Below are 13,495 nucleotides of genomic sequence, written 5' to 3'. Positions count from 1 at the left end.
AAAAGTTAAAAAGTTAAAAAGTTAAAAAGTTAAAAAGTTAAAAATATAAATAAGAGGGGAAGGTACATTATGAATAAAAAGTATACCATTGGAGTAGATTATGGTACCCAATCGGGACGAGCAGTCCTTGTTGAAGTAGCATCAGGAAAAGAAATTGCTATGGCTGTTAAAGAATATCCTCATGGAGTAATGGATCAGTATTTGCCAGATGGAAAAACAAAACTAGGACATGATTGGGCGCTTCAACATCCACAAGATTATCTTGATGTATTGTCTGAAACAATCCCAGCGGTTATTAGGGATGCGAAAATAAAAAGTGACGATGTTATTGGAATAGGAATAGATTTTACTGCATGTACAATTCTGCCAACTGATAAAACAGGTAAACCACTTTGTTTTTATGATGAATATAAATCGAATCCTCACTCATACGTTAAATTGTGGAAACATCATGCGGCGCAAGATGAAGCAAACAAGTTAAATAAGATTGCAGAGGAAAGAGGAGAAGATTTTCTTAAGAACTATGGTGGTAAAATTTCTTCAGAATGGATGATACCAAAAATTTGGCAAGTTCTTGATGAAGCACCTGATGTATATGAAAAAGCAGACAGATTTATGGAAGCTACCGATTGGGTAATATTTCAACTCACTGGAAAAGAAACAAGAAACAGTTGTACTGCAGGATACAAAGCAATGTGGAATAAACAAACTGGGTATCCTTCTAAGGAATTTTTTAAAGCATTAGATCCTAGACTTGAAAACGTTGTAGCTGAAAAATTAAGCACAGATATATATCCGATTGGATCAAAAGCAGGAGAAATAACAGAGACTGCAGCAGCATTAACAGGTCTATCACTTGGAACAGCTGTGGCTGTTGGAAATGTAGATGCGCATGTTGCTGTTCCAGCTGTAGGAATGACTGAGGCTGGGAAAATGCTTATGATTATGGGAACTTCAACTTGCCATGTAATGCTTGGGGACATGGAAAAAATTGTACCTGGTATGTGTGGCGTAGTAGAAGATGGAATTATTCCAGGATTGCTTGGATATGAAGCAGGTCAGAGTTGTGTTGGAGATCATTTTGAATGGTTTGTTAAAAACTGTGTTCCAGAGACTTATATGAAGGAAGCCAACGATAAAGGAATTGACATACATGTACTTCTTACAGAAAAAGCAGAAAAGCTTGCTGTAGGTGAAAGTGGACTTGTTGCTCTAGATTGGTGGAATGGAAATAGATCTGTTCTTGTTGATGTAGACCTAACAGGAATGATTCTTGGATGTACACTTCAAACCAAACCGGAAGAAATATATAGAGCATTAATAGAAGCTACGGCATATGGAACAAGAAAAATTATTGAGACTTTTGAAAAAAGTGGAGTTCCTATTGAAGAGTTGTTTGCTGCAGGTGGTATTGCTGAGAAAAACAAGTTAATGATGCAAATATACTCTGATGTAACAAATAAGGAAATAAGAATTGCAGCATCTTCTCAAGCACCAGCTCTTGGTTCAGCAATATTTGCAGCAGTTGTAGCAGGAAAAGAGAATGGCGGATATGATTCAATTATTGAGGCAGCAAAAAATATGGGTAAGGTGAAAAAAGAATATTATACTCCAATTGCTAAAAATGTAGAAGTTTATAATAAAATTTTTGCAGAATATGATATACTTCATGATTATTTTGGACGCGGTGAAAATAATGTAATGAAGAGATTAAAAACTATAAAGTCTTTGGCTAAATAGTAGTAATTATAAGGAGGTTTTATATATGTTAGAAGAATTAAAGCGGGTTGTACTTAAGGCCAATTTAGAATTACCTAAAAGGGGACTTGTAACTTTTACTTGGGGAAATGTGAGTGGAATAGATAGAAAGAGCAACTTGATTGTAATTAAGCCAAGTGGAGTAGCTTACGACGAACTTAAACTAGAAGATCTTGTTGTGGTGGATATTGATGGAAACCAAGTTGAAGGTAAACTTAATCCATCTTCAGATACAGCTACTCACCTTGTTATTTATAGGAATTTTAAAGACGTAGGAGGAGTTGTTCATACACATTCTAGGTGGGCAACTAGTTGGGCCCAGAGCGGAAAAGGAATTCCAGCATTTGGAACAACACATGCAGATTATTTTTACGGTGAAATACCATGTACTCGCAAAATGATTGCTAAAGAAATTAAAGATAATTATGAAGAAGAAACAGGAAATGTAATAGTTGAAACATTTAAAGATATTAATCCAAATTATGTTCCAGGGGTACTTGTAAATAATCATGGTCCTTTTACTTGGGGAAAAGATGCAGATGAAGCTGTTCATAATTCAGTAGTGCTTGAAGAAGTATCTATGATGGCATTTAATACAACTAGGCTTACACCAGAAATTAAAGCTATAGACAAAACATTACTCGATAAACATTTTTTAAGGAAACACGGAACAAACGCATATTATGGCCAAAAGTAAGAGGCTTATTAAAAAAAATATTTAATTAAAAGGAGAAATGAAAAAATGGTAAATATGAAAAAATCAGAAATTTGGTTTGTTACTGGAAGCCAAGACCTATATGGCCAAGATGTAATTAAACAAATAGAGGAACATTCAGAGATTATGGTGAAAGCATTAGATTCAGATTCAATAATACCATGTAAAATTGTATTTAAATCTGTTTTAAAAACATCAGATGCTATTAGAAAGTTATTTGCAGAGGCTAATAGTGCGGACGATTGCGCTGGAGTTATTACTTGGATGCATACTTTTTCACCAGCTAAAATGTGGATTGCAGGTTTATCAGAACTTCGTAAACCATTACTACACCTTCACACCCAGTTTAATTGTAACCTTCCTTGGGATAGCATTGATATGGACTTTATGAATTTAAATCAATCTGCTCATGGTGATCGAGAATATGGATTTATTGGTGCACGTATGAAAATTGAAAGAAAAGTTATTGTTGGACATTGGGAAGATGAAGAGGTTAGAGCTCGTATGGGATCATGGATGCGTGTAGCTGTTGCTTTCACAAAGGGACAACATCTAAAGGTTGCTCGTTTTGGTGACAATATGCGTGATGTAGCTGTTACTGAAGGTGATAAAGTTGAAGCACAAATCAAGTTCGGTTGGGCTGTAGACGGATATGGTGTAGGTGATTTAGTAACATATATAAATAAGGTATCAGATGAGGATATAGATAAACTAATGAAAGAATATGAACTCCTTTATGAATTTGCAGATGAAGCAAAAGTTGATGGTGCTGCAAGGGAATCAGTTAAAGAACAGGCAAGAATTGAAATTGCAATGAAGACCTTTATGGAAGAAGGAAATTTTACAGCATTTACAAACAATTTTCAAGATTTAAATGGAATGAAACAACTTCCAGGACTTGCAACTCAAAGACTTATGGCAGCTGGTTATGGTTTTGGAGCAGAAGGAGATTGGAAAACTGCTGCGCTAGTTCGTATTATGAAGATTATAGCTGAAGGCAAAGGTACTTCTCTTATGGAGGATTACACATATAATTTTGAAAAAGGAAATGAAATGGTTTTAGGATCACATATGCTTGAAATTTGTCCTTCGCTTGCTGCAAACCGTCCACGTATTGAAGTACATCCACTTTCTATTGGTGGAAAAGAAGATCCAGCAAGACTAGTATTTGACGGATGTGATGGCCCAGCAGTTTGTGCATCACTCGTAGATATGGGAGGAAGATTTCGTTTAATTGTAAGTGAAGTAGATGCTGTAAAACCTGAACATGATATGCCAAATCTGCCAGTTGCAAGAGTTTTGTGGAAACTACAACCAAGTCTTAGAGATTCAGCAGAAGCATGGATACATGCCGGTGGAGCACATCATACTAGTTTCTCTTTTAATGTGTCACCTGAGCAATTAGCAGATTTTGCTGAAATGGCAGGAATCGAATGTTTATTTATAAATAAAGACACAAAGTTAAAAGAATTCAGAAATGAATTAAGATGGAATGACCTTGCTTATAGACTAAAATAGTTCCTTTATAAATTTAATGGAAATGGGATTATACATATAGGTACTCCCATTTCTGTTTTTTTATAAGATATATAACTTTGTGAAACGACTTTATAAAAGAACTTTATAAAACCACTTGAAAAAGTTACAAAAAAGAATTATAATAAAAATATAAACATGTATACGATTTTACAATCAAAATCAATGCAATTATAATAGTATAAAAAAGTATTCTATGAAAACATTTACTTTGTTCTTAAAAAAATAAAGGAATTTTAAAAAGCTTGTAGAATATATATAATTTGTACGTACAATTAATAGTAGGTTGAAACTAAATTTGAGGAGTTGAATACCATATGTCAGAGATCATTCTTGAAATGAAAAGTATCACAAAAACCTTTCCGGGTGTTAAGGCTCTTGATAATGTTAATCTTCAGGTCGTGCGAGGGGAAATTCATGCCTTAGTTGGGGAAAACGGTGCAGGTAAATCAACACTTATGAAGGTGCTAAGTGGAGTATATCCTCATGGAACTTATAGCGGAGACATTATATTTAATGGTGATTTATGTGAGTTTAAAGATATAAGGGATAGCGAACATTTAGGAATAGTAATCATTCATCAAGAGTTAGCATTAATACCAACATTATCTATTGCAGAAAACATATTCCTAGGAAATGAACAAGGTAAAAATGGAGTAGTAGATTGGAATCAAACTAAATTAAAAACAATAGAATTATTAAAAAAAGTAGGTTTAAATGAATCTCCAGATACTCTTATTGGTACCATAGGGGTAGGTAAACAGCAGTTAGTTGAAATAGCAAAAGCATTATCTAAAGAAGTTAAACTGCTAATTTTGGATGAACCAACAGCGGCACTTAATGAAGCAGATAGTGATAACTTATTAAAATTAATTAATGGACTTAGAAGTCATGGAATTACATCAATAATGATATCTCATAAATTGAATGAAATAAAAAAGATCTCAGATTCAATAACAATAATAAGAGATGGAGCAACTATTGAAACTCTTGATACAATCAAGGATAAAATTACAGAGGATAGAATAATTAAAGGTATGGTTGGAAGAGATCTAGTTCATAGATATCCACAAAGGGAACCTAAAATTGGGGATACCATATTTGAAGTTAAAAATTGGAATGTATATCATCCATCAATCAGTGATCGTAAAGTTAGTGATGATATAAATATTAATATTCATAAAGGAGAAGTTGTAGGAATTGCAGGCCTTATGGGAGCCGGAAGAACAGAACTTGCAATGAGTATTTTCGGAAAGTCTTATGGTAAAAAAATAACAGGACAAGTATACATTAACGGCAAGGAAGTACATCTAGATAATGTAAATAAAGCAATTGAAAGTGGACTTGCTTATGTTACAGAGGATAGAAAAGAATATGGATTAGTTTTAATAGATCACATAAAAGGTAACACAACCCTTGCAAATTTAAAGAAAATATCTAAAGCAGGAATAATAAATGAAAATGAAGAAATATTGGTTGCAGAAGATTTACGTAAACGGTTAAACATAAAATGTTCTGGAATACTTCAAAAGACTGGTAATTTAAGTGGAGGAAATCAGCAAAAGGTAATCTTGGCTAAATGGATTTTTGCAGAGCCAGAGGTTCTAATTTTGGACGAGCCCACTAGAGGCATCGATGTAGGTGCAAAATATGAGATATACACTATAATTAATAAATTAGCAGCAGAAGATAAGGGCGTAATGGTCATCTCATCAGAGCTTGCTGAACTATTAGGAATTTGTGATAGGATATATGTTATGAATGATGGGAAGATACTTGGAGAAATGAGCGCTAAGGAAGCATCTCAAGAGAAAATAATGAAAATGATATTAAAACAAGATCTTGAAGAGGAGGCAAAATTATGAAATCTTTAATGAAGGTATTCAAAGAGAATGTAACTCAATACAGCATGATAATAGCACTAGTAGGAATTATGGTATTTTTTCAAATTGCATCAGGCGGTATTTTATTAAAACCATTAAATATTACAAATTTAATATTGCAGAATAGTTATATATTAATACTTGCAATTGGAATGCTACTTGTAATAGTTGCTTTTCAAATTGATTTATCAGTAGGGTCAGTAGCTGCAGTAGTTGGAGCCCTAGCTGGAATAATGATAATTAACAATAAAATGTCTACTCCACTTGGAATTGCAATTGTACTAATAATTGGTGCTATTGTAGGAGCTTGGCAAGGATTTTGGGTTGCTTATGTAAAAATACCAGCATTTATAACTACTCTAGCTGGTATGATGGTATTTAGAGGATTAACTTATGTTTCTCTAGATGGTACATCTATAGCACCTTTCCCTAAATCATTTCAATTAATGAGTACTGGTTTTATTCCGGATTTCTTTAATGGTAATGGAATTCATATTACAACAATTGTTATTGGTTTAATTTTAACTGTATTCTATGTATTGTCAGAAATGAAAAAAAGAGCTGCTCAAAAGAAGTACAAATTTGAAGTTACTAGCCCAGTAATTCTAGGACTTAAAATGGGAACTCTTATAATACTTATAAATGCATTTTGTTATATAATGGCTTCATATAAAGGGTTACCAAATGTATTAGTGTTATTAGCAGTTTTAGTAGCTATTTATACTTTTATAACTAAAAAAACTACTCTTGGAAGACATATTTATGCACTTGGAGGAAATGAAAAAGCTGCAAGACTTTCTGGAGTAAAAACGAAATGGGTTATATTCTTAGTATTTGTTAATATGGGAGTATTAAGTGCTCTAGCAGGATTGGTATTCGCTGCAAGACTTAATTCAGCAACTCCAAATGCTGGTGTTGGATTTGAACTTGATGCAATTGCTGCTTGCTTTATTGGTGGAGCATCAACTGCTGGTGGTATAGGTACAATTATGGGAGCTATGATTGGTGGTCTCTTCATGGGAGTTATGAATAATGGAATGTCTCTTATGGGAGTTGGAATTGATTGGCAACAAACTATTAAAGGTTTAGTATTACTATTTGCTGTAGCTTTTGATGTATATTCGAAATCTAAAACTGCATAAGTTAATTTATTATTAAAGTATTTGTAACAAAATACTAGATAGAAGGAGAGTCGAATATGTCACCGTCTAATATTATATTAGGAATAATGATTATAGCTATTGGTATATATGCGATTGTATTTAATAAATATCCAGGCAAAGAAATGTCTTATGAAAATGCAAAAAAGAAATACAATGAAGCTAGTGAAAGAAAAGTAACTTTGTTTGATGGAATATTTTGCATACTATACGGTGTTGCATACGCGTCTTTGGGAGTGGTTTTTCTTGCGATATTACTGGTAGCATACTATCCAATAAGAATAATATGCTTAAAACAAAAGATAATATAGGTATTTAAATAAAATAACTTGGAGGAAATTAAAATGAAATTATTTATAGATACAGCGAATGTAGCCGAAATTAAAGAAGCAAATGATATGGGTGTTATTTGTGGTGTTACAACTAATCCATCACTTATAGCTAAAGAAGGTAGAGATTTTAATGAAGTAATTAAAGAAATTACTTCATTAGTTGATGGACCAATAAGTGGAGAAGTTATAAGTCTTGTGGCTGAGGAAATGGTAAAAGAAGGACGGCTAATAGCTAAAATTCATAATAATATGATTGTTAAAATTCCTATGACAGGTGATGGGCTTAAAGCTGTAAAGATTTTAACTAGTGAAGGAATAAAGACAAATGTTACTTTAATATTTACAGCAGCACAAGCATTACTTGCAGCTCGAGCAGGGGCTACATATGTTAGCCCGTTTCTAGGAAGACTTGAAGATATAGCAACAAATTCGTTAGAATTAATTGAAACAATTGTTGATATATTTGATATTCATAATATTGAAACAGAAATTATAGCCGCAAGTATAAGAAGTCCTTTGCACGTTGTAGCTGCGGCTAGAGCTGGAGCTCATATTGCAACTGTACCAGGAAGCGTAATTAAGGCTATGCTTAAACACCCATTAACAGATAGTGGAATTGAAAAATTTTTAAAGGACTATAATGACTCATTAAGCAAATAAATTTAAAAAAACAAATAAATCGGAGGCAAATACATGAATATAGATAACTTAGCTATAAACACCATAAGAGTACTTTCAGCAGAAGGTGTTCAAAAAGCAAATTCTGGACATCCAGGATTACCTCTAGGTTGTGCCCCTATGGCATACACTTTGTGGGCAAAACAAATGAAACACAATCCGAAGAATCCAATGTGGGAAGATAGAGATAGATTTGTATTATCAGCAGGACATGGTTCCATGCTTATATATTCATTACTTAATATTTTCGGATACGATCTTAGTGTTGAAGATATTAAACAATTTAGACAATATGGAAGTAAGACTCCAGGCCACCCAGAATATAAACATACAGACGGAGTTGAAACTACCACAGGACCACTTGGACAAGGAATTTGTAATGCTGTAGGTATGGCAATTTCAGAATCGCACCTTGCTGAAAAATTCAACAAACCAGATTTTAAGGTAATAGATCATTATACTTATGTTATAGCTGGTGATGGCTGCCTTATGGAGGGAATATCATCAGAGGCATCATCACTTGCAGGAACGTTAGGACTTGGAAAACTTATAATGATGTATGATTCTAATAATATATCTATTGAAGGAAGCACAGACATTTCATTTCGCGAAGACGTTGCTAAAAGATATGAAGCTTATAACTGGCAAGTAATTAAAGTTGCTGATGGAACTAATATGCAAGAGATAAATGCGGCTATAACTTTGGCTAAAAAGGAAGAGAAAAAACCAACTATTATTATAGTGAAAAATATAATAGGATTTGGATGTTTAGCAAAACAAGGAACAGCTGGTGCTCATGGAGAGCCACTTGGAGAAGATAATATAATTGCCTTAAAGGATAACTTAGGATTTAATTATGAACCGTTCACTGTTCCAGAAGAAGTAAAAAAACACATGGATGAATTTAATGAAGAGGCGAAATCTAAGGAAGATAGCTGGAATAAATTATTTGAAAATTATAAGATAGCATGCCCTGAACTTGCAAAAGAATGGGAGCTTTGGTTTAGTGGTGAATTAGCTACAGATTTACTAAATGATGAAAGCTTTTGGAGTTTTGATAAACCAATGGCTACAAGACAATCTTCAGGAATTCTTATTAATAGACTTACAAAACTTGTTCCGAATATAATGGGAGGTTCAGCAGATCTTGCTCCTTCAAACAAAACTTATATGAATGATATGGGAGATTTCTCAGCGGAAGATAGATCAGGAGCAAATCTACATTTTGGAGTACGTGAACATGCTATGGCTGGTATTGCGAATGGTATATATCTACATGGTGGTTTAAAAGTATTTGTATCAACATTCTTCGTATTTAGTGATTATATGAAGGGTGCAATGAGACTTAGTGCTATAATGAAATTACCAATAGCTTATGTGTTAACTCACGATAGTATCGGAGTTGGAGAAGATGGTCCTACACATGAACCAATAGAGCAATTAGCAGCACTAAGAGCTACCCCTAATATGACAGTATTTAGACCAGCGGATTCTAGAGAAGCTGCAGCTGGTTGGTACTATACTTTAGCTAAGGCTAATGGACCAGTATCATTAGTATTAACAAGGCAGACATTGCCATTATATGAGGGTTCAGGAAAAGATGCTCTTAAGGGTGGATATATACTGAAGGATTCAGCTAAAGAAACTCCGGATGTAATCTTGATTGCATCGGGTTCGGAAGTTGAACTTATATATAATGCTTATGATGAACTAAAGAAGATAGGTATAGATGCAAGAGTTGTAAGTATGCCTTCATTTGAACTATTTGAGTCTCAAAGTGCTCAGTACAAAGAATCAGTAATTCCAGATTGTGTTAGAAAAAGAGTTGCTGTAGAAGCAGGTACATCGCTAGGTTGGCACAAATATGTTGGTCTTGATGGAGCGGTAATTTCAATAGATAGCTTTGGTGCATCAGGGAAAGCAGAAGTTCTGTTTGAAGAGTTTGGATTTACAGTAAAGAATGTTGTTGATACAGTATTAAGTTTAAAAAACAAGTAATTAAAGAAAGCGGTGGGTGGATTATTAATTTTAATTTCATCCACTCTTTTTTGAGAAAGGAAGAGTGAATTATGAGTATAAAAAAAGACTTTGGAACAGTAGATGGAAAAGCCGTATATCTTTTCACAATTAAAAATGATAAAGGTATGGTTGCAGAAATTACTAATTATGGAGGAACACTAGTATCTTTAAAAGTTCCAGATAGTAAAGGCAAATTTGATGATGTAGTATTAGGTTATGACAAATTAGAAGACTATGTAGAATACAAGTATTTCTTTGGAGCAACAATTGGACGATTTGCTAATAGAATTGCTAAATCAAGCTTTGATATTAATGGAGTTCAATATAAGGTACCTAAAAATGAAGGTGAAAATAGTCTGCATGGTGGGATAGTAGGATTTGATAAAAAAGTTTGGAATGAAGAACCAGCAGAAAATGGATCAAATGAAAGCATTGAATTTTCGTATCTAAGTGTTGATGTAGAAGAAGGATTCCCTGGAAATCTTAATGTTAAAGTTAAGTTTACTGTTACGCAAGATAATGAATTTAAAATAGAATATAATGCGATTTCAGATAAGGATACAATAGTTAATCTTACTAACCATTCTTATTTTAATCTTTCAGGACAAGGCTCAGGAGACGTTTTAAAACATAAAATAATGATTAATGCTGATAAATTTACAATCAATGATGAAAATTCTATCCCTACAGGTGTTATAGCATCTGTAGAAAACACTCCAATGGATTTTAGAAAACTTACTTATGTTGGAGAGAATATCTCAAGTAGTTATCAGCAAATTGTACAGGCTAGTGGATTCGACCATAATTGGGTAATTAATGATACAGGGAAAAAACTTAAAAAAGCTGCTGAAGTTTATGATGAGAAAAGTGGTCGTATTATGGAGGTTTATACTACAAAACCAGGAGTACAGTTCTACTCAGCAAATTTTCTTAGCGGTTTAGAAATAGGAAAAGGCGGTGCTACTTATGAAAAAAGAGCTGCACTATGCCTTGAAACACAATATTTTCCTGATTCCATGCACCATAATAATTTTTATTCACCACTTCTTAAAAAAGGTGATAAGTACGAACATATTACTATATATAAATTTTCGGTCAAATAAAATTTAACATCTATAGAAAAAAGTTTAACAATAGGAAAAGCAGAAGGCTATTAAAACAGGCTTCTGCTTTTTCTATTGTTTTAAAACTATTATACGAAACGTCGATAAGATAATAAGACATTTCCTATAATTTTTAATAATATCATAATAATACATTATATATGTTATTATTGGTATATAAGTGTAATATAGTATGAATATGTATAAAGAATTATTAGGTTAATTATATTATGCATGGGATAATTTGGTGATATTTACATTTGAAATGGGGGATGGATATGGATTTAGATGAATTGAGATTAGACATTGCTAAGAGGGGTAAGCGTGGATTACATTTTATTATTGCCTCGGTAATTATTTGGTGTGCTGTTATGGTTATATGGTTACTTCCGATTAAGGATATTTTAATGAAAAATTTGTTAACATTCTGTTTTACAGCACCACTTGTGCCAATAGCATATATGATTTCTAAGATAATAAAAGCAGAATTTTCAACTAAGGATAATCCTTTAAATAAATTAGGGATTTTGTTTTCATATAATCAATTCCTTTATATATTAATAGCTATGTGGGTTTATCCAACGGTACCAGATAAAATGGTAATGGTTCTGGCGATTATATTTGGAGCACATTTAATGCCTTTTGGATGGTTATATAAATCGAAAGCATATTCAGTGATGTCTGTACTTATATCATTTACGATTCTTATTATTGGTATTATGTTTAATGCAGTTATAGTTTCATTGGTGATGATATTATTTGAAGTTATATTTTGTATTTGGTTAATAGTTGAAAATAAATCATTAAATAAGAATTTAAATGTAAATTTGTGATAATAACACTCTTGAATAATCTAAATTATAATTAATAAGGAGGATTTTGTGGATAAAAAATTATTGGTTTGTTGTAAATAGACAAGCCAATTTTTTTATGTTTTAAACTATAAAAAATCTAATATGGATTTGCTTTATTAACATATAATCAACTTTTAGACTGATTATAAAAAAATATTAAGAATTAGTAAAAATATTTACTAAAAACATTGAAATTTTACTAAAATAATGATAACCTATACATATGAAGTTAATCAGAAATTAATATAATAAAAAATAGGGGGTTAAAATATGATCAACAAGTTAAAAGATATGTTTAAGAGAGTTTATGGTGAAGATTCAGAAAAGGTTTTTTTTGCGCCAGGAAGAGTGAATCTAATTGGAGAACATACAGATTATAACGGAGGTAATGTTTTCCCATGTGCATTAACTTTTGGAACCTATGCTTTAACTAAAAAGAGAAATGATAAAAAGATTAGATTTTATTCTGAAAACTTTGACGAGCTAGGAATAATGGAAATAGATATAGATGAGATGGTGTACAACAAAGAACACGATTGGGCGAATTATCCTAAGGGAGTAATTTGGGCTTTTGAAAAAAATGGAATGAAAATAGATAGTGGATTTGATATATTAATTTATGGAAATATACCTAATGGTGCAGGATTATCTTCTTCAGCATCAATTGAGGTACTTACAGGGGTTGTTCTAGCAGATTTATTTAATTTTGATATTAGTATGATTGATATTGTTAAGGCTAGTCAAATAGCTGAAAATCAATTTGTAGGTGTAAATTGTGGTATTATGGATCAATTTGCTATAGGGATGGGTAAAAAAGATAATGCAATACTTTTAGATACAAACACATTAAAATATCAATATTCAAGCATCAAGCTTGATGGAGCATCTATAGTTATAGCGAACACAAATAAAAGAAGAGGCCTTGCTGATTCTAAATATAATGAAAGAAGATCTGAATGCGAGACTGCTCTTAAAGATTTGAAAACTGAACTTCATATAAATTCTCTATGTGAACTAAATGAAGAGGAGTTTGAGAAAAATAGACATCTTATTAAAAATGAAGTTAATGCTAGACGTGCAAAACATGCTATTTATGAAAATCAAAGAACTTTAAAGGCTGTAAAAGCTCTTGAAAATAAAGATATAGAATTATTTGGAAAGCTTATGAATGCATCACATGTATCACTAAGGGATGACTACGAAGTTACAGGAATAGAACTTGATACTCTAGTTGAAATTGCATGGAGAATGCCTGGGGTAATTGGATCAAGAATGACTGGAGCAGGTTTCGGTGGATGCAGCGTTAGTATTGTTAAAGATGAATTTGTAGATGATTTTATTAAAAAAGTTGGGGATGAGTATAAAACAAAGATAGGACACGAGGCAGTCTTTTATGTAGCCCAAATAGGTGATGGTGCAAGAAAACTTTAGGAATATCGAAAATTATTATTTAACAA

General features: G+C 32.5%; 11 protein-coding genes. All 11 read left to right on the top strand.

Features of this window, described 5'->3' with window-relative positions; translation table 11 throughout:
- Positions 1-69 precede the first annotated feature (69 nt).
- The 11 genes from araB to KPL55_RS13310 all read left to right on the top strand — a co-directional run bounded on the left by araB (position 70) and on the right by KPL55_RS13310 (position 13,469).
- On the top strand, positions 70-1,740 hold the full coding sequence (gene araB / locus KPL55_RS13360; RefSeq protein WP_216307234.1) for a ribulokinase: 1,671 nt from the start codon (positions 70-72) through the stop codon (positions 1,738-1,740).
- Positions 1,741-1,765: 25 nt separating this feature from the next.
- Positions 1,766-2,455 (top strand): L-ribulose-5-phosphate 4-epimerase, encoded by a 690-nt coding sequence (gene araD, locus KPL55_RS13355; RefSeq protein ID WP_216307233.1) that lies wholly within the window; start codon positions 1,766-1,768, stop codon positions 2,453-2,455.
- A 45-nt stretch (positions 2,456-2,500) separates the two neighbouring features.
- Positions 2,501-3,991 (top strand): L-arabinose isomerase, encoded by a 1,491-nt coding sequence (araA, locus tag KPL55_RS13350; RefSeq protein WP_216307232.1) that lies wholly within the window; start codon positions 2,501-2,503, stop codon positions 3,989-3,991.
- Between the two features lie 335 nt (positions 3,992-4,326).
- A complete protein-coding gene (mmsA, locus tag KPL55_RS13345) occupies positions 4,327-5,874 on the top strand; it encodes a multiple monosaccharide ABC transporter ATP-binding protein (protein WP_216307231.1) in 1,548 nt (515 codons plus the stop codon).
- Positions 5,871-7,034 carry a multiple monosaccharide ABC transporter permease gene (mmsB, locus tag KPL55_RS13340; protein ID WP_216307230.1) on the top strand — a complete coding sequence of 388 codons (1,164 nt, stop codon included), beginning with the start codon at positions 5,871-5,873 and terminating at the stop codon, positions 7,032-7,034. Before mmsA ends, mmsB begins: the two co-directional genes overlap by 4 nt.
- A 56-nt stretch (positions 7,035-7,090) precedes the next feature.
- On the top strand, positions 7,091-7,363 hold the full coding sequence (locus KPL55_RS13335) for a hypothetical protein (RefSeq protein ID WP_216307229.1): 273 nt from the start codon (positions 7,091-7,093) through the stop codon (positions 7,361-7,363).
- A gap of 33 nt (positions 7,364-7,396) precedes the next feature.
- On the top strand, positions 7,397-8,044 hold the full coding sequence (fsa, locus tag KPL55_RS13330; protein ID WP_216307228.1) for a fructose-6-phosphate aldolase: 648 nt from the start codon (positions 7,397-7,399) through the stop codon (positions 8,042-8,044).
- A 33-nt stretch (positions 8,045-8,077) separates the two neighbouring features.
- On the top strand, positions 8,078-10,060 hold the full coding sequence (tkt, locus tag KPL55_RS13325) for a transketolase (protein WP_216307227.1): 1,983 nt from the start codon (positions 8,078-8,080) through the stop codon (positions 10,058-10,060).
- A gap of 71 nt (positions 10,061-10,131) precedes the next feature.
- The gene (locus tag KPL55_RS13320; protein ID WP_216307226.1) at positions 10,132-11,184 is read left to right on the top strand and encodes an aldose epimerase family protein; all 1,053 of its coding nucleotides are present in this window, start codon (positions 10,132-10,134) and stop codon (positions 11,182-11,184) included.
- Positions 11,185-11,462: 278 nt separating this feature from the next.
- Positions 11,463-12,017 (top strand): DUF7010 family protein, encoded by a 555-nt coding sequence (locus tag KPL55_RS13315; RefSeq protein WP_216307225.1) that lies wholly within the window; start codon positions 11,463-11,465, stop codon positions 12,015-12,017.
- A 291-nt stretch (positions 12,018-12,308) separates the two neighbouring features.
- On the top strand, positions 12,309-13,469 hold the full coding sequence (locus KPL55_RS13310) for a galactokinase (RefSeq protein ID WP_216307224.1): 1,161 nt from the start codon (positions 12,309-12,311) through the stop codon (positions 13,467-13,469).
- The last annotated feature ends 26 nt before the right edge of the window (positions 13,470-13,495 follow it).

The sequence above is a fragment of the Clostridium lacusfryxellense genome, assembly GCF_018861735.1.
Lineage (GTDB): Bacteria > Bacillota > Clostridia > Clostridiales > Clostridiaceae > Clostridium_AD > Clostridium_AD lacusfryxellense.
This window is presented reverse-complemented; position numbering and strand designations above follow the sequence as displayed.